The organism is Actinomycetota bacterium (genome assembly GCA_036280995.1).
Taxonomy (GTDB): Bacteria; Actinomycetota; CALGFH01; order CALGFH01; family CALGFH01; genus CALGFH01.
In genome coordinates this window covers 1-25,541 of record DASUPQ010000428.1, presented here as the reverse complement: position 1 = coordinate 25,541, position 25,541 = coordinate 1, and the positions used below count along the sequence as shown (strand labels likewise).

Sequence of the window (25,541 nt, the reverse complement as noted above, 5' to 3'; positions counted from 1 at the left end):
CTGGTCCGCGACGGCGACACCCTCGCCATCGAGGGGTTCACGCACCTGATCTCGTTCGCGGCCGGGCACGAGGTGATCCGCCAGCGCCGCCGCGACCTGACCCTGTGCCGGCTCACCCCCGACGTGGTCTACGACCAGATGGTCGGGGCCGGGGTCGCCAGCAAGCTGGTCTTCTCCTGGATGGGGAACCCGGGGGTGGGGTCGCTGCACGCCATCCGCCGCCGGGTCGAGCACCACGACCCGGCTCCGCTGGAGCTGGAGGAGTACAGCCACTTCGGGATGGTCGGGCACTACGCCGCCGGCGCGGCCAACCTGCCGTTCTGGCCGCTGCGGTCCTATTTCGAGACCGACCTGCCGAAGGTCAACCCCAACATCCGCCCGGTCACCTCCCCGTTCGGGGGCGAGCCGGTGTTCGCGGTGCCGCCCCTGAACCCGGACGTGGCCGTGGTCCACGCCCAGCGGGCCGACGCCGCCGGCGACACCCAGATCTGGGGCCTGACCGGCTGCCAGAAGGAGGCGGCGTTCGCGGCCAGCCGGGTGATCGTGGTCGTCGAGGAGCTGGTGGCCGAGGAAGTCGTGCGGGCCGACCCCAACCGGACCCTGATCCCAGGCATCAAGGTGGACGCGGTGGTGGTCTGCCCGCGCGGCGCCCACCCCTCCTACGCCCAGGGCTACTACGACCGCGACAACCGCTTCTACCTGGAGTGGGACAGGATCAGCCGCGACCCCGAGGCGCTCGAAGGATGGCTGGACGAGTGGGTCCACGGGACGGCGACCCACGAGGAGTACGTGGAGAAGCTCGGGACGGAGCGGTGGGCCGAGCTGACCCCGGCGCCGGCCCTTTCCGGGTCGGTCGACTACGGGGACTACCGCTGATGGGCGACTTCTCCAAGAACGAGATGCTGGTGGTGGCCGGGGCGCGGGCCCTGGCCGGCAAGCGGGTCTGCTTCGTCGGCATCGGCCTGCCCAACATCGCCGTCGCCCTGGCCCAGCGGACCGTCGCCCCGGCGATCGAGCTGATCTACGAGTCGGGGGTGTACGGGGCCCGGCCGGCCCGGCTGCCCCTCTCCATCGGCGACCCGTGCCTGGTCACGGGGGCGACGGCCGCCATGAGCATGGTCGAGCTGTTCAGCTACTACCTGCAGGGCGGGCTGGTCGACGTCGGCTTCCTCGGCGCCGCCCAGCTCGACCGGTTCGGCAACATCAACACCACCGTGATCGGCGGCTACGACCGGCCGAAGGTGCGCCTGCCCGGGTCCGGAGGGGCATGCGAGATCGCCATCAACGCCCGCGAGGTGTTCGTGCTCATGCGCCAGTCGGCCCGCTCGTTCGTGGAGCGGATCGACTTCCGGACCAGCCCGGGCAACCTCGGCGGGGCCGCCCTCCGGGCCGCCCAGGGCTGGCAGGGCCGGGGACCGTCGGTGGTCGTCACCGACCTCGGCCGCTACGGCTTCGACCCCGACACCGGCGAGATGGTCCTGGAGGCCGTCCACCCCGGCGTCACCGAGGCCGACGTCCGGGCCGCCACCGGCTGGGACCTCCGGGTCGCCGGCGACCTCGAGGTCACGCCCGACCCCACCGACGAGGAGCTGCGGCTGATCCGCGAGGAGCTCGACCCCGACGGGGTGTACGTCAAGGGATGAGCCACGTCTTCGCGAGGGGGACCGGCCTGCCGACGGTGGCCAGGGCCGAAGGCTGCCAGCTGTGGGACACCGCGGGGCGGCGCTACCTGGACGGGGCCGGCGGGGCGATCGTGGTCGGGATCGGCCACGGCGACGCCTCGGTGGCCGAGGCCATCGCCGGGCAGGCGGCCAGGGTCGCCTACGCCCACGGCACCATGTTCGCCTCCGAGGAGCTGGAGGCCTACGCCGGCGAGCTGGCCCCGCTGCTGCCGGTGGACGACCCGCGCGTCTACCCGGTGTCGGGGGGCAGCGAGGCGATCGAGACCGCCCTGAAGATGGCCCGCGCCTACCACCTGGCCCGGGGCGAGGACCGCGCCCGGGTGATCGGCCGAAGGGGCAGCTACCACGGCAACACCCGGGGGGCGCTGGACGTGGGCGGCCGCGAGCCGCTGCGCCGCCCCTACCTGCCCTGGCTCGGCCTGGCCGACCACACCCTGGCCGCCTACGAGTACCGCTGCCCATTCCCCGGCACCCACCCGGCCGGCTGCGGGGCCCGCTACGCCGACGCCCTGGAGCGGGAGATCCTGGCCTCGCCCCCGGGCACGGTGGCCGCGTTCGTGGCCGAGCCGGTCGCCGGGGCCGGCCTTGGCGCGGCCGTCCCGCCCGACGACTACTGGCCGGCGGTGACCGAGGTCTGCCGCCGCCACGGGGTGCTGGTCATCGCCGACGAGGTCATGACCGGGTTCGGGCGCACCGGCCGCTGGTTCGCCTGCGACCACTGGGGGGTCCGGCCCGACATCCTCGTCCTGGCCAAGGGGGCCGCCTCCGGCTACTGGCCGCTCGGGCTGGCCGTCGCCTCCGGGGCCGTCCACGACACCATCGGCGAGGGCGGCCTCACCCACGGCCTCACCTACTCCCACCACGTGGTCGGGGCCGCCGCCGGCCGGGCCGTGCTCCGGGTGCTGCGCGAGCGTCGCCTGGTCGAGGCCGCCGAGACCCAGGGCAAGCGCCTCCGGGCCGGCCTCGAGGCCCGCCTGGGCGGCCACCCGGCCGCCGGCGACATCCGCGGCCTGGGCCTGATGGTGGCCGTCGAGCTGGTCGCCGACCGCCCCGCCCGGACCCCGTTCCCCCGGCCAGCGCGGGTCACCGAACGCGCCGTCGCCGCCGCCCGCGACCGCGGCCTCCTGCTCTACTCGTCCAGCGGCTGCGTCGACGGCACCGAGGGCGACCTGGTCATGCTCGGCCCGCCCCTGGTCGTCACCGACGCCGAGGTCGACGAGATGGTCGAGCTCACCGCCCTCGCCGTGGAGTCGGCCACGGCCTGAGCGCGCGCCGGGTCGGGGAGCGAGCTTCGGACCTCGGGGGGCGGAGGCGCCCGTACCTGTGGGACCATGAGCCGTGCCGGGGGTGGGACCAGGCGCGAGGGAGCACGTGGCGGAGGACAGGCAGCCGGAGCGGCGCGGACCGCCCGGCCACGGCTCGGTCAACCGGAGGCGGGGGCTGCTGCCGGTCGTGGCCGCGGTCGGGCTGCTGGCCCTGGTCGCGGTGGGGAGCCTGCGCGGGCCGCTCGGTAGTGGCCGGGGGCGGCCCAGCTACCCGGCCGACCTGGTCGACAGCCTGGTGCTGCTGCTGTTCCTGGCCATGATCGCCGCCGGGGTGCTGGTGGTCATCTCCCTCTGGCCCAACCGGCACCTGCCGGTGCGGGGGCGGCGCGCGGGGAGCTGGAACCTGATCCTGCCGATGGCCGCGATCGTGCTCCTGTGGCTGTTCCGGGACCTGCTGGGGCTGGGCGGCGGCGACCGCGACGAGGACCCGGCCACCACCCTCGGCACGCCCAGCACCCTGGAGCTGGTGGACCCGCCGGCCGAGCCGGGGGTGGTGCCGATGGTCGTGGCCGGGGTGGCCCTGCTGGCCATGGTCGCGATCGTGGTCGCCCAGCTCCGGGCCGACCGGCGGCGCCGGCGCCCGCCCCCGACCCGGGCCGAGCGGCTGGTGGAGCTGCTCGACGACACCCTGGAGGACCTGGAGCGCGAGCCCGACCCGCGGCGGGCGGTGATCGCCGCCTGGGCCCGCATGGAGCGCGGCCTGGCCGCCGCCGGCCTGCCCCGGCGCCCGTCCGAGGCGCCGTTCGAGTACGCCGCCCGGGTCCTGGAGGCGTCGCTCGCCCCGATCCACCGGGGCACCCCCCTGGAAGAGCTGCCCGATTCACCGGGGCACCCCTTCGGGGTTCCCCGGACCCCTCCGGCCGGACCCCTCCGGCCGGCGTCGGTGCAGCGGCTCACCGGGCTGTTCGAGCGGGCCAAGTTCAGCCAGCACGCCGTCGGCCCGGCCGAGCGGGACGAGGCGATCGCCGCCCTGCGGGCCGTCCGTCGGGAGCTGGCCGAGGCGGCCGAGCTGGCCGCCCAGGCGGACCGGCCGCCCGGGCCGCCGGCGGGCGGCCCCCCGGGGGAGGGGACGGCTGGTGATCGGGCCGGTCGTGCGGGCGGTCATGGCGGTGGTGGTGGCCAGCGTCGTCCTGGTCGGGGTGGTGCAGCTCGCCCCGACCCAGCGGCCCCTGGCCGTCGCCGTCTACCTGCTGGTGCTGGCCGGGCTGGCCGTCGACCTGCTGGTCGCCTGGCTGCGGCTGACCTTCCCGCGGCCGCCGAGGTCGCCGTTCGACGCCGCCCTGGCCGCCCGGCCGGCCCCGCCCAGGCCGCCGGCCGAGCTGGACCGGCTGGCCCGGCTGCTCGCCCTGTCCAGCGCCAGCGCCCTGCACGCCCACACCCGGCTCCGGAACGAGCTGCGACCCGTGGCCGCCGACCGGCTGCGCTGGTCGCTGGCCGTCGACCTGGACCGCGACCCGGCCGCCGCCAGGGCCGCCCTCGGCGAGGCCGGCTGGGCCCTGCTCGCCCGCGACCAGCGCGACCTGCCGTCCCGGGAGGCTCCCGGCCTCCCTCCGGCCGCCCTTGCCGACCTGATCGCCAACCTGGAACGGATCGGCCGGAGGGGTCCGGGGAACCCCGACGGGGTGCCCCGGTGAAGCAAGGCGCAATGGCTGACGGGGGCCTGGGGGAGCTGCGCAGGCTCACCCAGCGGGTCCTGGACGAGGTCGAGCGGGCCGTGGTCGGCAAGCGCGGCGCCCTCGAGCTGGTCCTGCTCGGGCTGCTGGCCGACGGGCACGTGCTCCTGGACGACTACCCCGGCCTGGCCAAGACCCTGATCGCCCGGTCGTTCGCCCGGGTGACGTCGCTGGGCTTCGCCCGGGTCCAGTTCACCCCCGACCTGATGCCGTCGGACGTGACCGGCTCGTCGGTCTACAACCAGCGCCTGGGCGACTTCGAGTTCCGTCCCGGCCCGGTGTTCACCAACCTGCTGCTCGGCGACGAGATCAACCGCTCCCCGCCCAAGACCCAGGCCGCCCTGCTGGAGGCGATGCAGGAGCGTCAGGTGACCATCGACGGGGTCACCCGCGTCCTGGAGCGCCCCTTCCTGGTCGTGGCCACCCAGAACCCGATCGAGTTCGAGGGCACCTACCCGCTGCCCGAGGCCCAGCTCGACCGGTTCCTGATGCGGCTGTCGGTCGGCTACCCCTCGGCCGAGGCCGAGTGGCGGATGCTGGAGCGGCGCCTGGAACGGACCGCCGACGAGGTCGAGCTGGCCCAGGTGGCGACGCCGGCCGACGTGCTCGCCATGCAGCGGGCGGTCGAGGAGGTCCACGTGGCCGAAAGCGTCGGCCGCTACATCGTCGAGCTGGTGGGGGCGACCCGGGCCAGCCCACGGGTCCAGGTCGGCTCCAGCCCGCGGGGCAGCCTGGCCCTGCTGAAGGTGGCCAGGGCCAAGGCCGCCCTGGCCGGCCGCGACTTCGTCACCCCCGAGGACGTCAAGGCGGTCACCATCCCCACCCTGGCCCACCGGCTCATCCTGCGGCCGGAGCTGTGGGTGCGCCGGGTCCGCACCGAGGACGTCGTGGCCGAGCTGCTGGAGCAGGTCCCGACCCCGCCCCCCGAGGCCGAGCCGGCCCCGGTCCGCGCCCAGCCCGGCCGGTGAATCGCCGGCCGAGCGACAAGATCGCCGTCTACGTCGGGGTGGCGGCGCTGGTCCTGCTGGCCGGGCTGGCCCTGGGCCGGCCCGAGCTGGTGGCGGTCGCGGCCCCCCTGGCCGTGCTGGTGGTGGCCGGCCTGGCCGGCGCCCGCGACCCCGAGCTGGCCGCCGAGGTCACCGTCGACCGGGAGCGGGCCCTGGTCGGCGACGAGCTGACCGTCGAGCTGCGCCTGACCGCCGCCACCCGGATCGAGCGCCTGGAGGTGCTCCTGGTCGTCCCCCCGGGCATGGACGGCCCCGAGGGAGGTCCCGGGGGCTCAAGCCGCCCAGCCCCCCGGACGACGGGAACGGCCCGGACCTGGGCCATGGCCGTCAGCCTGGGCGCGGGGGAGGAACGGGCCATCGCCGTCCGGCTCACCTGCCGGCGCTGGGGCGCCTACTGGCTCGGCGACGTCCACCTGCGGGCCCACGACCGCTTCCGGCTGTTCACCTGGGAACGCCACCTGGACCGGCACGCCCCCCTCAAGGTGTTCCCCGTCCCCGACGCCCTCCGGGCCCTGGTCCGGCCGCTGGAGACCCAGGTCTCGACCGGCAGCCACGTGGCCGCCCAGCGCGGCGACGGCATCGAGTTCGCTGATCTACGACCGTTCCTGCCCGGCGACCGGCCCCGCTCGATCAACTGGCGGGCCACCGCCCGCCGCGGCGCCCTCATGGTCAACCAGCGCCACCCCGAGCGGGCCACCGACGTGGTCCTGTTCCTGGACAGCTTCCTCGACGTCCGCGGGCCCGCCGGCAGCACCCTCGACCAGGCCGTGGGCGCGGCCGCCTCGCTGGCCGCGGCCTACCTGCGCCAGCGCGACCGGGTGGGTCTGGTCAGCTTCGGCGGGTTCGTGCAGTGGCTCCAGCCGGGCAGCGGCCAGGCCGCCCTGTACCGGCTGCTCGACACCCTGATGGAGACCCAGGTGTTCGCCACCGCGGCCTGGAAGGGGATCCGCCACCTGCCGCCCCGGACCCTGCCGGCCAAGGCCCTGATCGTCGCCCTGACCCCGCTGGTCGACGAGCGCGGGATCGCGGCCCTGTTCGACCTGCTGGCCCGCGGCTACGACCTGGCCGTGGTCGACATCTCCCCGCTGACCCACGCCGGCGTGGCCGCCGGCGAGTGGGGCGAGCTGGCCCGGCGCCTGTGGGCCCTGGAGCGGGAGACGCTGCGCCACCGCTACCAGCACCTGGGCGCGGCCGTGGTCGAGTGGACCGACGCCATGCACCTGCAGCAGGTGCTCCTGGAGGTGGAGGCATGCCGGCGCCGCGCCGGGCTCGCACCCGGCTAGCCTGCGGCCTGGCCGCCACCGCGGTCGCGGCCGTGCTCGCCATCGCCCCCCTGGCCGCCGTGTCCGGCCGGATGCGCGACGCCCTGGCCTGGCTGGCCGGGATCGGCCTGGTCCTGGCCGCGGCGGCCGCCCTCCGGGTGGGGTCGCTGCTCGCCCCGGCCATGGTCGTGCTGCTGGCCGAGTCCACGATCGTCTGGGTCCGCCGGGGCGACCGCGTCGACGCCGCCGCCCCCCTGGTCGGCGCCGGCCTGCTCCTCTACGCCGAACTGGCCAGCTGGGCCCGGGAGGCCCGCCCCCGGGTCCGGGACGAGCGCCGGGTCCTCACCACCCGCTCGATCGTGCTCGCGGCCAGCACCCTGGCCGCCCTCGCCCTCGGGGTCCTGGTCCTGCTGGCCGCCGCCCTCCCCGCCGGCGGCGGCCTGGCCCGCCTGGCCGTCGGGGCGGCCGCCACCACCGGAACCCTCGTCCTGGTGGTCGTGGTCGCCCGCCCGACCTCGACCCGGGTCCCGCGCGGCTAGCCTAGGCGGCCTGGTCGGGGCGGTCGCGGGTCGGGGGGCCGCCGGGCGGGTGGCGGTTGGCGCCGGGCATGTGGGCCTGGGCCTGGTCCTTGAGGAAGCGGCCGCGCTCGCGGCACCAGGTGAGCGCCTGCTGGGCCCACTTGAACTCGGCCGAGAGCACGACCAGGCCGAGGAGCATGACGGCGATCCCGGGGCCGGGCAGCACCAGCATGGCGGCACCGCCGATGAGCAGGGTCATGCCGATGAGGAACACCCCGCCGCGCTTGATCGCCCGGGCAATCACCTGCAGCAACGGATCCATGCCGGCCACACACCCCCTTCGCCGTCCCGTCAAGGGTACCAGGGGGGTGGTTCAAGACCGGGTAAGCAAACTCCGGAGGGTGCCGCGGCCGATCCGGTTCCCGGTATGCTCCGGAGGTGTCCAGGCCAGACGCTCGCGACGCGGCGAAGGAGGCCGGAGCATGGGTGCCGGGGAGTTCTGGAACCCCAAGACCGAGACGCTGGGGCGCGACGAGCTGGGCGCCCTGCAGCTCGCCAAGCTGCGCCGGCTGTGCGAGTGGGCGGCCGCCCGCAGCCCCTTCTACCAGCGGTCCTTCCGCGAGGCGGGCTTCGCCCCCGAGCAGCTCAAGACCCTCGACGACCTGCGCCGGCTGCCGCTGCTGACCCGCGACCAGTGGATGGCCTCCCAGAGCGAGCAGCCGCCGTTCGGGCTGCTGCCGGTGGCCGGGCGGGAGGCGGCCATCCGCTGGCACACCACCTCGGGCACCACCGGACGGGAGCCGATCCGGGTGCTGGACACGGCCAAGGACTGGGCCTGGCAGGCCGAGATGTGGTGCTACGGCCTGTGGGGGTTCGGGGTCCGGCCGGCCGACACCGCCTACGTGGCCTTCGGCTACGGCTCCTTCATCGGGTTCTGGGGCCTGCACTACGGCATGGAGAAGATGGGCGTGCTCAACGTCCCCGGCGGCGCCCAGACCACCGAGGGCCGGGTCAGGCAGATCGCCGACTTCGGGGCCACGGTGGTCGCGTCCACCCCCACCTACGCCCTGCGCCTGGCCCAGGAGGCCGAGCGGCTCGGCGTCGACCTGGCCGCCGGCGGGGTCCGGCGGCTCATCCTGTCCGGCGAGCCGGCCGGTTCGATCCCCCAGACCAAGGCCCTGATCGAGCGGCTGTGGGGAGCCAAGGCGGGCGACACCGCCGGCATGACCGAGATCGGCACGATCATGGTCTTCGAGTGCAGCCACCAGCCCGGCGGCACCCACATCATCGAGGACCACTACATCGAGGAGGTCGTCGACCCGGCCTCGGCCGAGCCGGTCGGCTACGGCGAGGCGGGGGAGCGGGTGGTGACCTCCTTCGGCCGCGGCATCATCCCGCTGCTGCGCTACCGCACCGCCGACCTGGTCGCCAAGGTGCCGGCCTCGCGCTGTACCTGCGGGCGCGGCTTCGACCTGTACGAGGGCGGCATCCTCGGCCGGGTCGACGACATGAAGCTGGTCCGGGGGACCAACGTCTACCCGCGGGCGGTCGAGGGCATCGTCCGCGAGTTCCCCAACGTGGAGGAGTTCCAGCTCCGCCTGACCCGCGAGGGCTACTTCGACCGGATCGCCCTGCGGGTCGAGCCCTCCCCCGGCACCAGCGACGAGGCCTGGGCCGACATGGCCGAGCGGCTGGCCAAGTCGCTGGCCGAGGCCCACGAGGGCCTGCGGTTCGAGGTCGAGCGGGCCGGGGAGGGGGAGCTGCCCCGGTTCGAGCTCAAGGCCCGCCGGACCGTGGACGAGCGCGACACCCCGATCGGAGGCTGACCATGGGAGCCACCACCGACCTGCTCGGGCGGCCCACCACCGAGGCCGAGGACGAGCTGCTGGAGCTGTACCGGCGGGCCAAGGCGCTGCTGGCCCGCGACGACCTGCCCCCATGCGCCCAGGCCGGGGCCCGGGCGGCCACCGTCGCTTACTGGAACGTCGTCAACGACCTCGGCCTGGAGCACGAGCAGCTGCTCGACCTGGGCGCCTGACCATGCCGGTCTCCGAGCGCCACTCCAAACTGGTCTACGACGCGCTGGTCGCGGTCGGGGTCGAGGTCGTCTCCGCCCTCCCCGAGACCTGGCTGGTCCACCTGATCCGCCTGGCCGAGGACGACCCGGAGATGATCCTGGTCCGCCTGGCCAAGGAGGAGGAGGGGGTGGGGGTGTCGGCCGGGGCGCACCTGGCCGGGCGCAGGTCGGCCATGCTGATGCAGAACCACGGCCTGCTCCAGTCGGTCAACGGCATCGTCTCCCTGGCCCAGCTCTACAAGATCCCCCTGCTCATGCTGATCAGCGACCGCGGCCACCTGGGCGAGCCCGACCCCTGGCAGACCGAGGGAGGGCGGGCCACCCGGCCGATCCTGGACGCCCTCGGGATCGTCCACGACGAGCTGCGCGACCCGGCCGCCGTGCAGCTCCAGGTGGCCAGGGGCATGACCCTGGCCCAGGCGTCGCTGGCCCCGGTGGCCCTGCTGCTCACCCGCGACCTGATGTGGGAGGCCATCGGCTGATGGAACGCATCCGCTGCCTGGAGGCGGTCTACGACGAGCTGGCCGGCTGCGCCGTGGTCACCATCATGGGGGCGGTCGCGGTCGAGCTGTACTCGCTCGGCCACCGGCCCAACTTCTTCTACCTGGAGCACGCCATGGGGCTGGCCTCCTCGATGGGTCTTGGCATCGCCCTGTCCCAGCCCGAGCGCAAGGTGGTCGTGCTCGACGGCGACGGCTCGGTGCTGATGAACCTGGGCGGGCTCACGACCCTGGCCCGCTACGCCCCCGGCAACCTCACCCACATCGTCTTCGACAACCAGAGCCTGCTCAGCGTCGGCGGGTTCCCGACGGCCACCGCCACCGGCTCCGACCTGGCCGGGATCGCCAAGGCGGCCGGGGTGGCCAACGCCCGCACCGTCACCGACCTGGAGTCCTTCCGGGCCGCCGCCGTCGAGGCCATCGCCGCCCCCGAGCTGGCCTGCCTGGTCGCCAAGGTCGAGCCGGTCGGCCCCAAGAGCTTCCACATGGACCTGCACATGCTGGAGAACCGCTTCGAGTTCCAGCGGTACCTGCGGCCCGACGCCCCCGACCCCCAAGGAGCCCCCCCGTGACCGACGCCGTCCAGAACCTGGCCGCCGCCCTGGCCGCCGGCCAGGTCGAGGTGGTCGACCTGACCCAGCCGCTGTCGGAGGAGACCCCGGTCCTGCGCCTGCCCGAGCCGTTCGCGAACACGCCCCGGTTCCGGCTGCGGGAGCTGTCCCACTACGACGAGCGGGGTCCCGCCTGGTACTGGAACGCCTTCGAGGGCGGCGAGCACACCGGCACCCATTTCGACGCCCCCATCCACTGGGTCAGCGGCCAGGAGCTGGACGACGTCAGCCAGGTCCCGCCGTCGCGCCTGATCGGCCCGGCGGTCGTCATCGACCACGCCGACCGGGCCGCCGCCGACCCCGACCACCTGCTGCGGGTCGAGGACGTGGAGGCGTTCGAGGCCGAGCATGGCCGCCTGCCCGACGGCGGCTGGCTGCTGTACCGCACCGGCTGGGACGCCCGGGCCCAGGACGAGGCCGCCTTCCTCAACGCCGACGACACCGGCCCCCACACCCCCGGCATCGACGTCGCCTGCGCCCGCTGGCTGGCCGACGAGCGGCCGATCCTCGGCATCGGCGTCGAGACCGTCGGCACCGACGCCGGGGCCGCCCACAGCTTCGACCCGCCCTTCCCCTGCCACGCCTTCCTCCTCGGCGCCGGCAAGTACGGCCTCACCCAGCTGGCCAACGTCGACCGCCTCCCGCCCACCGGCGCCCTCGTGATCGCCGCCCCCCTGAAGATCGTCGGCGGCTCCGGCAGCCCCACCCGGGTCCTGGCCCTGGTTCCCAGGTGACGTGGGCGACAGGCTAGCCCGGGTCCTTGGTCGGGAGCCAGAACCTGACGGTGGTGCCGCTGCCGGGGTGGCTGTCGACCCGGCACCAGCCGTCGGCCAGGCTGGCCCGCTCCGACATGCTGGTCAGGCCGACGTGGCCGGGACGGGGGGAGGCCTTGACCCGGACCGGGTCGAAGCCGGCGCCGTCGTCGCCGATGGTCACCAGCAGGCCGCCCCGGGACTCCTCCAGCCGGACCACGGCCCGGGTCGCGCCGGCGTGCATGCGGATGTTGGTGAGCGCCTCCTGGCAGATCCGGTAGGCGATCACCCGGGCCTCGGCCGGCGGCTCCCGCTCCAGGTCGTCGCGGAGCTCGGCGGTGAAGCCGCCCTGGCGGGCCGTCTCGGTCAGGTACTCGCGCAGGGCGGCGGCCAGCCCGTCGTCGTCGAGCTGGGCCGGGCGCAGGTCGAAGACCAGCGTCCGCAGCCGCCGCAGGCTGGACGACACCGCCTCCTCCAGGTGGTCGAGGAGCCGGCGCTGGCGGTCGTCGGTGAGCTGGTCGCGGAAGGTGGTCAGCATCAGCCGGGCGGCGGCGATGGTCTGGATGGCGTCGTCGTGGACCTCGCCGGCGATGCGGCGCCGCTCCTCCTCCTGGGCCCACACGACCCGCCCGAGCAGCCAGCGGCGCTGCTCGTCCAGGCGGAGCAGGCGCTCGTGGGCCTGGTGGCGCTCGGTCACGTCGCGCAGCACCACCACCCGGCCGGTGACCCGGCCCCCCCGGTCGGCCAGCGGGGTGGTGGACAGCTCGTAGCGGCGGCCGGCCAGCTCGACCTCCTCGGGCAGGACCGGGTCGTCGGCCCGCTCGACCAGCGCCGCCTCGACCTCCAGCAGCTGCTCGACCTGGCGCCCGACCGCCTGGCCGGCGGGCACGCCGAGGGCGCGGGCGGCCGCCGGGTTGAGGTTCACCACCCGCCGGTAGGGATCGAGGACCAGCACCCCGTCCAGCATCGTCTCGAACACCGAGCTGCGGGCGATCGGGGCCAGGTCGAGCAGCTGGAACCGGAACACCCCCCAGACCAGCACCGCCCCGGTGAGCACGAACAGGAACGGGGTCGGCTCGACGTGGCGGAACGGCCCGAGGTTGAGGTTGTGGGCGACGTTGGCCACGCTCGGCAGGAGCACGGCCACGATCAGCAGCAGGCTCTGGCGCCAGTAGAGCCGCGACAGCCGCGTCAGGGTCCACACGAACAGGGCCGTGGAGCCCCACACGACCAGGTTGGCATAGACCAGGAAGGGCCAGAACAGGGGGCCGACCTGGGCGATGGCCGTGGTCGGGTCGGCCGCCGCCTCCGGCGGGTAGTAGCGGACCAGGTCGTGGGTGGCCGGGACGGCCAGCAGCACGATCGTGGCCGCCGGGACCACGGCCAGGGCGGCCATCGTGCGCCGGTTCACCCACCGCTGGTGCCCGGTGTACTGCATGACGAAGGCGTAGAAGGCCGTGGGGAGCAGGGCGATGCCGAGCCACTTGACGTCGCCCCAGAACTGCCTCGTCTCCAGCCGGCTGGAGCCCAGCTCCAGGGCGTAGGCCAGCCCCCACCAGCCGGCCGCGGCCAGCATCACGGCCAGGCTGGCCCCGGCCGACGCCCGCCGGTGCCGCCACACGTACAGGGTGTAGCCGGCAAGGCAGACGCCACCGGCCAAGGCGACGGCGCTGAAGTACCACTGCCAGCCCACGGCGGGAACCTTTCGGGTGGGATGGCCCGTTCGGGTTAAGCAGGGAATGCTATGGCATCCGCCTGGGTCCGGCTAGACCCCCGGGCCGCTCGGCCATCCGGTCTGGGCGTCGGCGAACTGGCGGGTGCGGCTGGGTCGGACGAACACGATCTGGCCCTTGACCAGCTCCAGCTGCTCGGCGTCCTCGCGCGACAGCTGGGCCTGGAGGCGCTGGCCGTCGTCGAGAAGCAGGTCGGCCCGGACCTCGAAACCCAGATGGACCAGGCGCTCGACCATGGCCTCGGAGGTGGTGCCGTTGGGCTGGCGGCGCACCTCGACGTCGTGGGGGCGGATGAAGAGCTCGCCCAGGCGGGTGACGGGGCCGACGAAGCCCATCACGAAGGCGTTGGCCGGGTGCTCGTAGAGGTCGCGGGGGCCGCCGACCTGCTCGACCCGGCCGTGGTTCATGACCACGATCCGGTCGGCCACCTCCATGGCCTCCTCCTGGTCGTGGGTGACGAACACGGTGGTCACGTGGACCTCGTCGTGGAGGTGGCGCAGCCAGGCCCGCAGCTCCTTGCGGACCCGGGCGTCCAGGGCCCCGAACGGCTCGTCCAGCAGCAGCACGCTCGGCTGGACGGCCAGGGAGCGGGCCAGGGCCATGCGCTGGCGCTGGCCGCCCGAGAGCTGGGCCGGATAGCGGTCGGCCAGCCCGGGCAGCTGCACCAGCTCCAGCAGCTCGTCGACCCGGGCCCGGATCTCGGCCCTGGGCCGGCGGGCCACCTTGAGCCCGAAGGCGACGTTCTCGCGCACCGTCATGTGCTTGAACGCGGCGTAGTGCTGGAACACGAAGCCGACCCCGCGCCGCTGCGGCGGCAGGCTGGTGGCGTCGCGGCCGTCGATCTCGACGCTGCCGGCGTCGGGCCGCTCCAGCCCGGCGATCACCCGCAGCAGGGTCGACTTGCCGCTGCCGCTGGGGCCGAGCAGGGCGGTCAGGGAGCCGCTGGGGATCTCCACCGACACGTCGTCGAGGGCGGTGAAGTCCCCGAAGCGGCGGGTCGCGTTGCGAACGAGAATGGACATCTAGCGGCCTTCCTCGCGCCGGTGGGGTCCGGGGAACCCCGGAGGGGTGCCCCGGTGGGACGGGAGCCGGGTCATGGCCAGCAGGACGAGCAGGGCGAGCACGGCCAGGGTGAGCGAGGCGGCATAGGCGCCGGTGAGGTCGAAGGCCTCGAAGCGGTTCTCCACGTACAGGGTGAGGGTCTCGGTCTGGCCGGCCAGGCGGCCGGAGACGATCGTGACGGCGCCGAACTCGCCCAGGGCCCGGGCGGTGGTCAGGACCACCCCGTAGGCCACCCCCCAGCGGATCGCGGGCAGGGTGACCTGGAGGAACGCCCGCAGCGGGGACGCCCCCAGGGTCCAGGCGGCCTCCTCCTGGTCGGTGCCGACCTCGCGCAGCACCGGGGCCACCTCCCGGACCACGTACGGCAGGGAGACGAACACCGTGGCCAGCACCATCCCCGGGAGCGAGAAGATGACCTGGATGCCGCGCTCGGCCAGCCAGGAGCCGAGCCAGCCGGCCTGGCCGTACACGAGGATGAGGGCGAGCCCGACGACCACCGGCGAGATGGCGAACGGCAGGTCGATGACGGCGTCCAGCAGCCGCCGCCCGGGGAACCGCTGCCGCACCAGCACGACCGCGCAGGCAATCCCGAACACGGTGTTCAGGGGCACGGCGATGGCCGCGATCAGCAGCGACAGCCACAGGGCGTGGAGCGCGTCCGGGGCGGTGATGGCCTGCCACACCGGGGCCAGGCCGTCACCGAAGGCCCGGCAGATGACCGCCGCCACCGGCACCAGCAGGATCACGGCCAGGTAGCCGAGGGCCAGGACTCGCAGGGGCAGGCGGGCTGCGCTACCCCGCATGGCGGGTCCTCCTCCGCTGGACCAGGTTGAGGCCGGCCAGGACCAGCACCGAGGTGGCCAGCAGGACCACCGACACCGCGGCCGCGCTGCCGACGTCGTCGTTCTCGACCAGCGAGAACACGTGCACCGAGGCGACCTCGGTCTGGTAGGGGATGTTGCCCGACAGGATCACCACCGAGCCGAACTCGCCGACCGCCCTGGCGAAGGCGAGGGCGGCGCCGGCCAGCAGGGCCGGGGCGATGGTGGGGAGCACGATCCGCCGGAAGCTGGTCAGCGGGCCCGCGCCCAGGCAGCGGGCCGCCTCCTCCATGTCCGGCTCCATGGTCAGCAGCACCGGCTGGACCGAGCGGACCACGAACGGCAGGGTCACGAAGGACAGGGCGAGCACCACCCCGGCCCGGGTGTAGCCGATGTCGACGCCGACCGGGCTGGCGCTGCCGTACAGGGCCAGCAGGGTGATCCCGGCCACGATCGTCGGCAGGGCGAAGGGCAGGTCGATCAGGGCGTTGACCACCCGCTTGCCGGGGAACTCGTCGCGGACCAGCACCCAGGCGATGACCGTGCCCATGACCACGTTGCCGGCCGCCACACCGAAGGCGACGGCGAAGGTGAGGCGCAGCGCGGCCAGGGCCTGGGGCTGGGTCGCGGCCTCCCAGAAGGCGCCCCAGCCGTCACGGCCCGAGCGCCACACGACCGCGGTCAGCGGGAGGACGACGATCAGGCTGAGGTACAGGGTGACGGTGCCCCGCAGGAGGGCACCACCGCCCCGTGCCTCCAGCCCGACCCGCCGTCGGGTGACGGCGCTAGCTGCCAACCGACACGCCCACCTTGCGCTCGATCTCGGCCACGATGCCGGCGTCCTTGTCGAAGAACTTCTCGTTGACGTCGGACCAACCGCCGAGATCCTTGATCGTGAACAGGCCGGACGGCTCGGGGAAGCCGGCGCCGGCGGCCCCGGCCTGGTTGACCGGCCGGTAGCCGCGCTCGGCGTACAGCTTCTGGGCCGGCTCCGAGCGGAGGAAGTCGACGAAGGCCGTGGCCGCGGCGGCGTTCTTGGACTTCGACACGACCGCGATCGGGTTCTCGATCAGGATGGTGTTGTCGGGCACCACGTAGTCGACCGGCTGCTCCTTCTGCTGGGCGTTGATGGCCTCGTTCTCGTAGGCCAGCATCACGTCGCCCTTGCCGCCGATGAAGGTCTGCAGGGCCTCACGGGCCGACTTGTCCTGCACCGGCACGTGGCGGAACAGCTCCAGCAGGTAGGCGTTCGCCTGCTCAGGGGTCTTGCCGGCCTCCAGCTGGGCGCCGTAGGCGGCCATGACGTTCCACTTGGCCCCGCCCGAGGTGAACGGGTTCGGCTCGATGACCTCGACGCCCGGCTTGATCAGGTCGTCCCAGGTCCGGATGTTCTTGGGATTGCCCTTGCGGACGACGAACACCACCACCGAGTTGGTGATCATGCCCTTGTGCTCGCCGGCGTTCCAGTCCCGGGCGACCAGGCCGGCGTCGACCAGCTTGACCATGTCCGGCTCCAGCGAGAAGGCGACCACGTCGGCGGCCAGGCCGTTCTGGACGGCGCGGCTCTGATCGCCGGAGGCGCCGTAGGACTGGGTGAACCCGACGCCCTTGCCGGCGTCGGTCTTCTGGAACTCCGGGATCAGCTGCCCGTAGGCCTCCCGGGGGGTGGAGTAGGCGACCAGCGTCAGCTTGTCGCTCCCGCCGCCCGACCCGCCCGAGCCGCCGCCGCACCCGGCGGCGAGCAGCATCCCCGCGGCCAGCAGGCCGGCCGTGAGCTTGGCGCGAACCTTCATCGCTCCTCCCAACATGATTTCAACTTTCCCTACTTGGTTGGTGGAGAATGACACGGTGAACGGTCGGGCCCGCTCCGTCAAGCGCCCGAATCCGCCTGGTGCACCTGAGGGACCGCCACGGGCGGCCATGGCGGTTCCCTGGCGGCGGCGCTTGGGTGAGAATGCGCCCATGCACGTGTCAGCAAAGGCGGACTACGCCGTCCGGGCGGCGATCGAGCTGGCCGCGGCCGAGGCCGGGCCGGTCAAGGGCGACCGGATCGCCGAGGCCCAGCAGATCCCGCTCAAGTTCCTCGAGAACATCCTGTCCGACCTGCGCCACGCCGGCTACGTGCAGAGCCAGCGGGGGGCCGACGGCGGCTACTGGCTGGCCGAGCCGGCCGAGGCCATCACCCTGGCCGACATCATCCGGGCCGTTGACGGGCCCCTGGCCAATGTCCGCGGGGCCCGGCCGGAGTCGGTCCGGTACTCGGGCAGCGCCAGCCACCTGGTCGAGGTGTGGATCGCGGTCCGGGTGAGCCTGCGCAGCGTGCTCGAGCGGGTCACCCTGGCCGACCTGGTCGCCGGGGTCCTGCCGGCCGACGTCAAGGAGCTGATCAGCGACGCCGACGCCTGGGTGTCGCGCTCGGCCGGCGGCCACACCCCGCCCCCGCGGGCCCGCCGACCCGGACCTAGGTGAAGGCGGCCAGGCCGGTCACGGCCTGGCCCAGGATCAGGCTGTGGACCTCGCTGGTGCCCTCGTAGGTGAGCACCGACTCGAGGTTGTTGGCGTGGCGGATCACCGGGTACTCGAGGGTGACGCCGTTGGCCCCCAGGATCGTCCGGGCGCTGCGGGCGATGGCCAGGGCCTCGCGGACGTTGTTGAGCTTGCCCAGGCTGACCTGCTCGGGGGCGAGGCGGCCCTCGTCCTTCATCCGGCCCAGGTGCAGGGCCAGCAGGGTTCCCTTGGACAGCTCGACCAGCATGTCGGCCAGCTTCTGCTGGGTGAGCTGGAAGCCGCCGATGGGGCGGTCGAACTGGACCCGGGTGGTGGCGTACTCGAGCGCGCTCTGGAAGCAGGCCCGGGCCGCGCCCATCGACCCCCAGATGATCCCGAAGCGGGCCTCGTTGAGGCACGACAGGGGGCCGCGCATGCCGCGGACCTCGGGCAGGACGGCGTCGCCGGGCAGCCGGCAGTCCTCGAGGACCAGCTCGGAGGTGACCGAGGCCCGCAGCGACAGCTTGCGCCCGATGTCGCTGGTGGAGAAGCCGGGGGTGCCGGCCGGGACCAGGAAGCCCCGCACCCCCTCGTCGTCGGTGCGGGCCCAGACCACGGCCACGTCGGCGATGCCGCCGTTGGTGATCCACATCTTGGTGCCGTTGAGGACCCAGTCGCCGCCGTCGCGGCGGGCGCTGGTGCGCATCCCGGCCGGGTTGGACCCGAAGTCGGGCTCGGTCAGGCCGAAGCAGCCGATCACCTCGCCGGCGGCCATGGGCGGCAGCCAGCGCCGCTTCTGCTCCTCCGACCCGTACTTCCAGATCGGGAACATGGCCAGCGATCCCTGGACGGAGACGAAGCTGCGGGCGCCGGAGTCGCCGGCCTCCAGCTCCAGGCAGGCCAGGCCGTAGCTGACGGCGTTGGTGCCGGCGCAGCCGTAGCCCTCCAGGTGCATGCCGAGCAGGCCCAGGTCGCCGAGCTCCTTGGCCAGCTCCCGGGGCAGCTCGCCGCGCTCGAACCAGCCGGCCACCTCGGGCAGGATCCGGTCGGCGACGAAGCCGCGGGTGGTGTCGCGGATCAGCCGCTCCTCCTCCGCCAGCAGGTGGTCCAGGTCGAGGAAGTCCAGGGCGTTGGGGGAGGTCATGGCTGCTCCTCGGGCTCCGGGTCGGGGACGACGGCGATCCCGACCAGCTCGACCTTGGCCGCCGGGTCGAACAGCCCGGCGACCTCGAACAGGGCCGTGGCCACGTAGTGGCGGCCCAGGTGGCGGCGGTAGGCGGCGCCCAGCTCGGCCAGGCTGGCCCGGTACATGTCGGCCTCGGTGGTGTAGACGTGCAGCGACACCAGGTGCTCGGGGGCGCCCCCGGCCGCGGCCAGGGCGGCGACCAGGTTGCCGGCGGCGACCTCGAACTGCTCGGCCAGGCTCGCGCCCACGATCGCCCCGTCGGGCCCCTGGGCGGCCTGGCCGCCGAGGTAGACGGTGCGGCCGGGGGCGGCCACGACCGCGTGGGCGAACCCGGCCGGCGGGGCCAGCTCCTCGGGGTTCACCACCCGGTGCGGGGTCTGCTTCATCGGCCACGCCAGGTGGGGGAGCGGCCTTCGGTGAAGGCGGCGTAGAACTCGCGGTGGTCCTCGGACTTCATCAGCAGGGCCTGGGTGACCGCCTCCAGCTCCAGCGCCCCGGCCAGCGGCAGGTCGAGCTCGCGGCTGAGCAGGACCTTGGTGGCGGCGAAGGCCAGGGCGGGCCCGTCGGCCAGCCGCCCGGCCAGCTCGGCCGCCGCCTTGGGCAGCACGGCATCGTCGACCACCCGGTTGGCCAGGCCGAGGGCGGCCGCCTGGTCGGCGTCGACCCGGTCCCCCAGCAGCAGCAGCTCGGTCGCCCGGCCCAGCCCGACGAGGCGGGGCAGCAGGTAGGCGCAGCCCATGTCCGCCCCGCCCAGCCCGACCCTGGTGAACAGGAAGGCCAGGGAGGCCGAGCGGGCCAGGAGCCGGAGGTCGGCGGCCAGGGCGATGACCGCGCCGGCGCCGGCGGCGACCCCGTTGACGGCCGCCACCACCGGCAGGGGCAGCTCCCGCAGCCCCTGGACCACGGCCCCGGTCATGCGGGTGAAGTCGAGCAGCTCCCGGGGCCCCATGGCCTGGAGGGCACCGATGATGTCGCGCACGTCGCCGCCCGAGCAGAACCCGCGGCCGCGGCCGGTCAGGACCAGCACCCGCACCCCGTCCCGGTTGGGCAGCTCGGCCAGCAGGTCGCGCAGGTCGGCGTAGACCTCGAAGGTGAGGGCGTTGAGCCGCTCCGGCCGGTCGAAGGTGACGGTGGCCACCCCGGCCTCCTCGGCGTAGCCGAAGTGCTCCCACCGCTGGGTGAACCCGGCCGAGCCGGTGAACGGGCTCATGGCCCTACGGTAGCGCGCGGAACAGGTCGCGGGCGATCACGGTCCGCTGGATCTCGGAGGTGCCCTCGTAGATGCGGGGGGCGCGGACCTCCCGGTAGAGGTGCTCGAGGAGGTGGCCCCGCTCCAGGGCGCGGGCCCCCAGCACCTGCACGGCCGTGTCGACCACGGCCTGGGCGGTCTCGGTGGCGAACAGCTTGGCCATGGCCGCGGCCCGGGTGACCCCGGGAGCGGCCGGGTCGGCGTCGTGGCGGCTGGCCGCGTCGTAGACCAGCAGCCGGGCCGCCTGGGTGCGGGTGGCCGCCTCGGCCAGGGCGTGGGCCACGGCCTGGAACTCGGCCAGGGGCCGGCCGAACGCCTGCCGCCCGGCGGCGTGGGCCACGGCCACGTCCAGGGCGGCCTGGGCCATGCCGACGGCGAACGCGCCCACGCTGGGCCGGAACCGGTCCAGGGTGGCCATGGCGACCCCGAACCCCTCGTCAACCCGGCCCAGCACCTGGTCGGGACCGACCCGGACCCCGTCCAGCTCCAGGCGCCCGATGGCGTGGGGAGCGAGCAGCTCCAGCGGCGCCCCGCCGAGCCCGGGGGCGTCCCCGGGCACGGCGAAGGCGGTGATCCCCCGCGACCGGGCCCCGGGGGTGGTCCGGGCGAACAGGGTGTAGACGTCGGCCTCGGGGGCGTTGGAGATCCAGGCCTTGGTCCCGCTGAGCCGGAAGCCGTCCCCGTCGGGGTCGGCCCGCAGCTCCAGCCCGGCCGCGTCCGACCCCGCCCCCGGCTCCGACAGCGCGAACGCGGCCACCGCCCGCCCGGCCGCCACCCCGGGCAGCCACCGGGCCCGCGCCGCCCCGCTCCCGGCGACCGCGATCGGGTGCCCCCCCAGCCCCTGGAGGGCGAGGGCCGTCTCGGCCTCGGTCGACTCCCGGGCCAGGGCCTCCCGCAGCAGGCACAGCTCGAGCGCGGACGCCCCCGGCGCCTGGTCGCCGGGCAGCAGCCGGGCCAGCAGCCCGTGGTCGCCCAGGGCCCGGACCAGCTCCCGGTTGACCCGTCCCGGCCGCCCGGCCGCGGCCAGCGGCACCAGCACCTCCCTGGCCAGGGCCCGCACCTGCTCCGCCAGCGACTCCTGGGCGGCGCTGAGGGCGAACGGCCGGCCCGGACCCTCGGTCACTGGCCCTCCTCCGTTCCCGCGGGGCGCATCGGTTCCTGTGCGGCTCCCGCGCCTGAACCCGACCTCGCCGTGCGCGGCCCCCGGAGGGGAGCGTAGCCGAACCCGGACCAGGGTGCTCCGGGTCGTCCACAGCCCCCTCAGCGGGGCCGCAGCCACAGCGAGGCCGAGACGGGCTGGACGGTGCGGTCGACCACGGCCAGCAGCTCGGACGAGAGGGTGTCCAGGTCGACGTGGTCGCGGAGGCGGCCGCTGAAGCGCTCGACGGTGCGGGTGGCGTCGTAGCGGCGGCGGTTGAAACGGCGGTCGACCAGCTCCTGGAGGCGGCGGCGGGCCGGCTGGAACAGGGCGGCCACGGCCAGGGTGGAGGCGGCCACGGCCAGGGCCGAGTCGCCGGTGGCCGGGTCGAGCAGGCGGCCGAGGAGGAACACCAGGGCGGCGTAGACGCCGATCAGCAGGGCGGTGAGCAGGCCGTAGACCAGGGTCCGGTTGATCAGGCGGTCGATGTCGTACAGCCGGTACTTGAACACGGCGACGGCCACCGACACCGGAATGAGGCCGAACAGGGGGAACAGGACCCCGGCGCCGAACACCACGATGCCGGCGACGAACAGCACGATCACCGTCACCACGGTGTACACGAACCACTTGATCTGCTGGCGCTCCTCCCCGGTGGCCCGGCGCAGGCGCGGCACCAGCGAGACCAGGGCGACGACGAGCAGGAGGAGCTGGGCGGGCAGCAGCACCCCGAAGACGACCTCGGCGGCGGGGCCGACCGCCAGCCGCACCGGCGGGGCGGCCTCCGGGTAGTAGAGCTCGACGGCGCCGGGGGCGACGGCGGCGCTGACCGACAGCGTCAGGTAGACGGCCACCGTGCACCAGGCGAACGGCCGCCAGCGCGGCGAGGGCAGGCGGCCGTGGGGGAACAGCAGCAGCAGGAAGACCAGCAGCCCGAACGCGGGATGCCAGACCACCGCCTCGGCCCAGGCCGCCCACCCGGGGCCGGGCAACGAGCCGGGGGCGCGGACCAGCCCGCGCTCGACGTAGGCGCCGGTGAAGGCGCTGAACGCCATCACCATGCCCCAGCCGAGCAGCAGCCAGCCGACGGCGTTGCCGGGCCGCCGGCCGGCCAGGTACGCCCCCACGGTGGTGAAGGCCAGGCTCAGCACGACCTGGAAGCCGACATAGCCGAGGAGCAGCCAGGGGCCGAGCACCATGGCGCCGGCCAGGAGCCCGGCGGCCAGCCCCCACAGGCCCCAGGCCACCCGGACGGCGGCCCTGGGGGTCACGACCCGCCGGCGCGCCGCCGGGTGAGGGGCCGGCGCAGCCAGCGCACCGGCGTGCCCAGGGTCCAGACGAAGGTGCGGATGGCCGCGTTCTTGGACAGGTTGCCGGCCTTGTGCCACTGGCGGCGCCGGTCGACGCAGACCACCTGGGAGGCGACCTGGGGCTCGGCGACCCCGAAGTGGCGGGCCAGGTTCTCGGCCGTCTGCACCCAGAAGCGGCTGTTCAGGCGGTTGCCGCCGAACACGTAGCCGAGCTCGTACAGGGGGTCGTTGGTGCGTTCCAGGGCTTGGATCTGGACGACGGTGGCCCCGTCGGCGGTCTCGGCCGAGAAGGTGATCCAGCCGGCCAGCATGTGCCCCTCGGGAGTCATGAGGGTGAACGACTCGTCGTCGGCGTACAGCACCAGCACCCCGGTGGAGAGCTTCATGCGGCCGGGCAGGCCCAGGTTGAGCAGGGCCACCTCCCCGGGGGCGATGCCTTCCAGGGGGGCGTAGAACCAGTTGCGCTCCGGCCAGAACCTCTGGAACTCGGCCTTCCAGGTCGAGATGACCTCGGCCGGGGTGACCTCGGCGCCGGCGAGCTCGACCCGCATCGTCTTCTGCCACATCTTGCCGAAGCCCTGGACCGGCCCGACCACCCGGCGGCCGGTGACGTTGAGGTTGATCGCCTCGGCGGGCACGTCGCCCACCCTCAGGGTGGTGACGTCCTTGGCCCAGTAGGCCGCGTCGCGGGGCTGGGTGCTCATGGTGGTGCTCCTCGGGGTCAGGGCGCGTCGGCCTCGGCGAACGCCTCGGCCTCGGTGTCGAAGATGCCGATCGCCTCGTCCAGGCGGGTCAGCTCGAAGATCTGCCGGTAGTGCTCGTTCAGCCCGAAGGCGACCAGGCGCTGGCGCTGGCGGTTGGCCCGCACCAGCAGCGTCACCAGCATCCCGATCCCGCCACTGTTCATGTACTCAAGGCCGCTGAAGTTGAGGACGATCGTCCGGGTGAACTTGCCCGAGGCCCGCGTGTAGGCGTCGGCCAGGGCCTTCTCGGCCGAGGCGGTGACGTCACCCTTGAGGTCGATGACGCTGGCCCGGCTGGACAGCTCGCGGACATCGGTGATGAGGCTTCCCTCGGTCATTGGCGTGTGCCCTCCCTGTGTGCTGGACCGGCGGGTTCAGGAGGTAGCGGCGGCGGTGGCGGTCACCGCGCTGTCCTCGTCGGGGTAGATGCCCATGAAGTCGCTCAGCCGGGTGATGTCGAAGATCTGCCGGTAGTGCTCGCTGAGCCCGAACGCGCGCACCGTGCGGTGCTCCTTGCGGGCCCTGGCCAGGAGCCCCACGATCAGGGCGATCCCGGTCGAGTTGATGTAGTCGACGTGGGCGAAGTTCAGCACGACCGTCGTGGGGTCGCCCCGGACCGCCGCCTCGTAGGCGGCCGCCAGGGCCTGGTCGGCCCCGAGGTTGATCTCGCCGTGCAGGTCGATCACCCCGGTGCGGTCGTGCTGCCGGACCTCGGCCCTGAACTCAGCTCCGGGCATCTGGCGCCTCCTTCAGGTGCATGACCAGCTCGATGGTGTGGTGGTGCTCGTCAACGGCGGTCCGCAGCTCGTCGACCATGTTCTGGATGAGGAACAGGCCCCAGCCCCGCGGGGTCTGCAGCCCGGCCAGCTTGGCCTCCAGGTCGGGGGTCTCGACTTCGGGGAGGGGCCGCTCGCCGCCCTGGTCGGTGATCTGCACCGTCAGGCTGGCCTCGTCGGCGACCACGCTGACCTCGACCGGCAGCTCGGGCCGGTTCTCGTTGCCGTGCTCGATGGCGTTCATGGTCGCCTCGCCGACGGCGGTCTTGAGCCGCTCCAGGCGGGCCTCGTCCAGGCCCAGCCCGGCCACCGCCTGGGCCACCTGGTCGATGGCCATGCGCTCGTTGCCCGGCTCGCTGGGGACCGAGAAGGCGGCCAGCTCGCGCGCGGCCGGCTGGTTCCCGCCCGCGGCCGGCGCGCCGGCGGTCCGGCGGCCCAGGGTGACCAGGGTGATGTCGTCCTCCTGCTCCAGGTCGGGACCGACGAACTCCTGCAGCTCCTTGAGCAGCCGGTCGATCAGCACCTCGCCGTCGGAGGCCTCGCCGGTCAGGGCGGCCACCCGGGGGAAGCCGAACATCTCCCGCCGGGCGTTGTGGGCCTCGGCCAGCCCGTCGGAGTGGAGCAGCACCGTGTCGCCGAGGGCGAGGGTGGTCTCCTTCTCCTCGTAGGTCATCTCCGGCAGCAGCCCCAGCGGCATGCCGGTGGCCCGCAGCTCGGTCACCCCGTCCTCGGTGGCGACATAGGGGACGTTGTGGCCGGCGTTGGCGTAGCGCAGCCGGCCGCTGGCCGGGTCCAGCACCGCGTACAGGCAGGTGACGAACATGTGCGCCGGCATCTCGTCCACCAGCAGGTCGTTGACCCGGGTCAGGACCTCGCTGGGCGCGACCAGGCGGGGCGCCTCGGCCCGCAGGATCGAGTGGGTGGTGGCCATGACCAGCGCCGCCGGGACGCCCTTGTCGGTGACGTCGCCGACCACGATGCCGATCTGGTCGTCGGGCAGCTTGATGAAGTCGTAGAAGTCCCCGCCGACCTCGCGGGCCGGCCCGTAGTAGGCGCCGACCTGCCAGCCGGGCAGGTCGGGCAGCTCGTGGGGCAGGAACTGCTGCTGGATCAGCTGGGCGACCCGCAGCTCCTGCTCGATCCGCTCACGCTGGCGGACCTCGGCCTCCTGCTCGCGGACGAGCTGGGCGACCCGCACCGCCGGGGCGGCGTGGCCGGCCAGGTCGTTGAGCAGCTTGCGGTCGTCGGCCGAGTACTCCTGCTCGCTGCGCCGGGGACCCAGGTTGAGCAGGCCGATCAGCTCACCCTGGCTGACCAGGGGGACGACCAGCTTGATGCCGGCCTCGCGCAGGCCCTCCAGGGCCGGGGAGTCCAGCTGTAGCGCGCCGATGTCGACCGCCCCGGTCGCCCCCGAGAAGTAGGCGACCAGCGGGTCGTTGGGCGCGATCTCGACCGGCGGCGCCTCGACCCGCTCGGGCGGCGCGGCCACCGGCTCGGTCGTCGGCTTGACCCGCGGCTCCCGCCGCAGGACCCGCCGCAGGTTGCTCGGGATCGTCGTCATGGCACCTCCTCTGGGAGCCAGGTGTACCGTCCCACCGCTCCGGCATCGTTACGGACTCCGTCACGGCC

Annotated in this window: 30 protein-coding genes; 13 read left to right on the top strand and 17 right to left on the bottom strand. The window is 74.2% G+C overall.

Features of this window, described 5'->3' with window-relative positions; all coding sequences use genetic code 11:
- The 3 genes from VF468_14300 to VF468_14290 are packed head-to-tail and all read left to right on the top strand — an operon-like array spanning window position 1 to window position 2,947.
- Window positions 1–876, top strand: coding sequence for a CoA-transferase (locus tag VF468_14300; protein HEX5879465.1), 876 nt, complete (start codon window positions 1–3; stop codon window positions 874–876).
- On the top strand, window positions 876–1,643 hold the full coding sequence (locus VF468_14295) for a CoA-transferase (protein ID HEX5879464.1): 768 nt from the start codon (window positions 876–878) through the stop codon (window positions 1,641–1,643). Before VF468_14300 ends, VF468_14295 begins: the two co-directional genes overlap by 1 nt.
- Window positions 1,640–2,947, top strand: coding sequence for an aminotransferase class III-fold pyridoxal phosphate-dependent enzyme (locus VF468_14290; GenBank protein ID HEX5879463.1), 1,308 nt, complete (start codon window positions 1,640–1,642; stop codon window positions 2,945–2,947). The genes VF468_14295 and VF468_14290 overlap by 4 nt, the downstream gene beginning before the upstream one ends.
- Before the next feature lie 267 nt (window positions 2,948–3,214).
- Here the strand turns inward: VF468_14290 and VF468_14285 are convergent, their stop codons facing one another.
- Both VF468_14285 and VF468_14280 read right to left on the bottom strand, forming a co-directional pair.
- Window positions 3,215–3,805, bottom strand: coding sequence for a hypothetical protein (locus VF468_14285; GenBank protein ID HEX5879462.1), 591 nt, complete (start codon window positions 3,803–3,805; stop codon window positions 3,215–3,217).
- A 22-nt stretch (window positions 3,806–3,827) separates the two neighbouring features.
- A complete protein-coding gene (locus VF468_14280) occupies window positions 3,828–4,112 on the bottom strand; it encodes a hypothetical protein (protein HEX5879461.1) in 285 nt (94 codons plus the stop codon).
- Between VF468_14280 and VF468_14275 the strand changes: the two genes are divergently transcribed.
- Genes VF468_14275 through VF468_14260 form a run of 4 tightly spaced genes read left to right on the top strand, consistent with a single transcriptional unit; the run spans window position 4,084 to window position 7,488 of the window.
- Window positions 4,084–4,641, top strand: coding sequence for a hypothetical protein (locus tag VF468_14275; GenBank protein HEX5879460.1), 558 nt, complete (start codon window positions 4,084–4,086; stop codon window positions 4,639–4,641). The genes VF468_14280 and VF468_14275 overlap by 29 nt on opposite strands.
- 11 nt (window positions 4,642–4,652) lie before the next feature.
- Entirely contained in the window at window positions 4,653–5,648 is a 996-nt protein-coding gene (locus VF468_14270) for a MoxR family ATPase (GenBank protein ID HEX5879459.1), read from the top strand.
- On the top strand, window positions 5,645–6,970 hold the full coding sequence (locus VF468_14265) for a DUF58 domain-containing protein (protein HEX5879458.1): 1,326 nt from the start codon (window positions 5,645–5,647) through the stop codon (window positions 6,968–6,970). The genes VF468_14270 and VF468_14265 overlap by 4 nt, the downstream gene beginning before the upstream one ends.
- Window positions 6,937–7,488: a hypothetical protein gene (locus tag VF468_14260; GenBank protein HEX5879457.1), complete on the top strand. Its 552-nt coding sequence runs from the start codon at window positions 6,937–6,939 to the stop codon at window positions 7,486–7,488. The genes VF468_14265 and VF468_14260 overlap by 34 nt, the downstream gene beginning before the upstream one ends.
- Window position 7,489: 1 nt before the next feature.
- On the opposite strand, the gene VF468_14255 is transcribed toward VF468_14260, so the two are convergent.
- Window positions 7,490–7,789 carry a PGPGW domain-containing protein gene (locus VF468_14255; protein HEX5879456.1) on the bottom strand — a complete coding sequence of 100 codons (300 nt, stop codon included), beginning with the start codon at window positions 7,787–7,789 and terminating at the stop codon, window positions 7,490–7,492.
- Window positions 7,790–7,949: 160 nt separating this feature from the next.
- Between VF468_14255 and VF468_14250 the strand changes: the two genes are divergently transcribed.
- From VF468_14250 to VF468_14230, 5 genes are read left to right on the top strand one after another with little or no spacing between them, the layout of a single operon-like run.
- Window positions 7,950–9,293, top strand: a complete 1,344-nt coding sequence (locus tag VF468_14250) for an AMP-binding protein (GenBank protein ID HEX5879455.1) — start codon at window positions 7,950–7,952, stop codon at window positions 9,291–9,293.
- Window positions 9,294–9,295: 2 nt separating this feature from the next.
- Window positions 9,296–9,505 carry a hypothetical protein gene (locus VF468_14245; GenBank protein ID HEX5879454.1) on the top strand — a complete coding sequence of 70 codons (210 nt, stop codon included), beginning with the start codon at window positions 9,296–9,298 and terminating at the stop codon, window positions 9,503–9,505.
- 2 nt (window positions 9,506–9,507) lie between these two features.
- On the top strand, window positions 9,508–10,026 hold the full coding sequence (locus VF468_14240) for a thiamine pyrophosphate-binding protein (GenBank protein HEX5879453.1): 519 nt from the start codon (window positions 9,508–9,510) through the stop codon (window positions 10,024–10,026).
- A complete protein-coding gene (locus tag VF468_14235) occupies window positions 10,026–10,616 on the top strand; it encodes a thiamine pyrophosphate-dependent enzyme (GenBank protein ID HEX5879452.1) in 591 nt (196 codons plus the stop codon). The genes VF468_14240 and VF468_14235 overlap by 1 nt, the downstream gene beginning before the upstream one ends.
- A complete protein-coding gene (locus VF468_14230; GenBank protein ID HEX5879451.1) occupies window positions 10,613–11,389 on the top strand; it encodes a cyclase family protein in 777 nt (258 codons plus the stop codon). Before VF468_14235 ends, VF468_14230 begins: the two co-directional genes overlap by 4 nt.
- Window positions 11,390–11,402: 13 nt before the next feature.
- Here the strand turns inward: VF468_14230 and VF468_14225 are convergent, their stop codons facing one another.
- The 5 genes from VF468_14225 to VF468_14205 all read right to left on the bottom strand — a co-directional run bounded on the left by VF468_14225 (window position 11,403) and on the right by VF468_14205 (window position 16,816).
- The gene (locus VF468_14225; protein HEX5879450.1) at window positions 11,403–13,100 is read right to left on the bottom strand and encodes a histidine kinase N-terminal 7TM domain-containing protein; all 1,698 of its coding nucleotides are present in this window, start codon (window positions 13,098–13,100) and stop codon (window positions 11,403–11,405) included.
- 72 nt (window positions 13,101–13,172) lie between these two features.
- Window positions 13,173–14,162: a sulfate ABC transporter ATP-binding protein gene (locus VF468_14220; protein ID HEX5879449.1), complete on the bottom strand. Its 990-nt coding sequence runs from the start codon at window positions 14,160–14,162 to the stop codon at window positions 13,173–13,175.
- Complete coding sequence (gene cysW / locus VF468_14215) at window positions 14,163–15,005, bottom strand: sulfate ABC transporter permease subunit CysW (GenBank protein HEX5879448.1); 843 nt, start codon at window positions 15,003–15,005, stop codon at window positions 14,163–14,165.
- On the bottom strand, window positions 14,995–15,783 hold the full coding sequence (gene cysT / locus VF468_14210; protein HEX5879447.1) for a sulfate ABC transporter permease subunit CysT: 789 nt from the start codon (window positions 15,781–15,783) through the stop codon (window positions 14,995–14,997). The genes cysW and cysT overlap by 11 nt, the downstream gene beginning before the upstream one ends.
- A gap of 25 nt (window positions 15,784–15,808) precedes the next feature.
- A complete protein-coding gene (locus VF468_14205) occupies window positions 15,809–16,816 on the bottom strand; it encodes a sulfate ABC transporter substrate-binding protein (protein ID HEX5879446.1) in 1,008 nt (335 codons plus the stop codon).
- Window positions 16,817–16,985: 169 nt separating this feature from the next.
- On the opposite strand from VF468_14205, the gene VF468_14200 reads away from it, so the two are divergent.
- Entirely contained in the window at window positions 16,986–17,492 is a 507-nt protein-coding gene (locus VF468_14200) for an Rrf2 family transcriptional regulator (protein ID HEX5879445.1), read from the top strand.
- Here VF468_14200 and VF468_14195 read toward each other — a convergent pair.
- The 9 genes from VF468_14195 to VF468_14155 form a co-directional block, all read right to left on the bottom strand.
- Entirely contained in the window at window positions 17,485–18,654 is a 1,170-nt protein-coding gene (locus VF468_14195) for an acyl-CoA dehydrogenase family protein (GenBank protein HEX5879444.1), read from the bottom strand. The genes VF468_14200 and VF468_14195 overlap by 8 nt on opposite strands.
- Window positions 18,651–19,082, bottom strand: a complete 432-nt coding sequence (locus tag VF468_14190; protein ID HEX5879443.1) for a Rid family hydrolase — start codon at window positions 19,080–19,082, stop codon at window positions 18,651–18,653. Before VF468_14190 ends, VF468_14195 begins: the two co-directional genes overlap by 4 nt.
- Window positions 19,079–19,906, bottom strand: coding sequence for an enoyl-CoA hydratase family protein (locus VF468_14185; GenBank protein ID HEX5879442.1), 828 nt, complete (start codon window positions 19,904–19,906; stop codon window positions 19,079–19,081). Before VF468_14185 ends, VF468_14190 begins: the two co-directional genes overlap by 4 nt.
- A 4-nt stretch (window positions 19,907–19,910) precedes the next feature.
- A complete protein-coding gene (locus tag VF468_14180; GenBank protein ID HEX5879441.1) occupies window positions 19,911–21,068 on the bottom strand; it encodes an acyl-CoA dehydrogenase family protein in 1,158 nt (385 codons plus the stop codon).
- 137 nt (window positions 21,069–21,205) lie between these two features.
- Window positions 21,206–22,354 (bottom strand): hypothetical protein, encoded by a 1,149-nt coding sequence (locus tag VF468_14175; protein ID HEX5879440.1) that lies wholly within the window; start codon window positions 22,352–22,354, stop codon window positions 21,206–21,208.
- A complete protein-coding gene (locus VF468_14170) occupies window positions 22,351–23,097 on the bottom strand; it encodes a hypothetical protein (GenBank protein ID HEX5879439.1) in 747 nt (248 codons plus the stop codon). Before VF468_14170 ends, VF468_14175 begins: the two co-directional genes overlap by 4 nt.
- Before the next feature lie 17 nt (window positions 23,098–23,114).
- Window positions 23,115–23,474, bottom strand: coding sequence for an STAS domain-containing protein (locus VF468_14165; GenBank protein HEX5879438.1), 360 nt, complete (start codon window positions 23,472–23,474; stop codon window positions 23,115–23,117).
- A 36-nt stretch (window positions 23,475–23,510) separates the two neighbouring features.
- Window positions 23,511–23,873, bottom strand: coding sequence for an STAS domain-containing protein (locus tag VF468_14160; GenBank protein HEX5879437.1), 363 nt, complete (start codon window positions 23,871–23,873; stop codon window positions 23,511–23,513).
- Window positions 23,860–25,473, bottom strand: a complete 1,614-nt coding sequence (locus tag VF468_14155; GenBank protein ID HEX5879436.1) for a SpoIIE family protein phosphatase — start codon at window positions 25,471–25,473, stop codon at window positions 23,860–23,862. Before VF468_14155 ends, VF468_14160 begins: the two co-directional genes overlap by 14 nt.
- Between the last annotated feature and the right edge of the window lie 68 nt (window positions 25,474–25,541).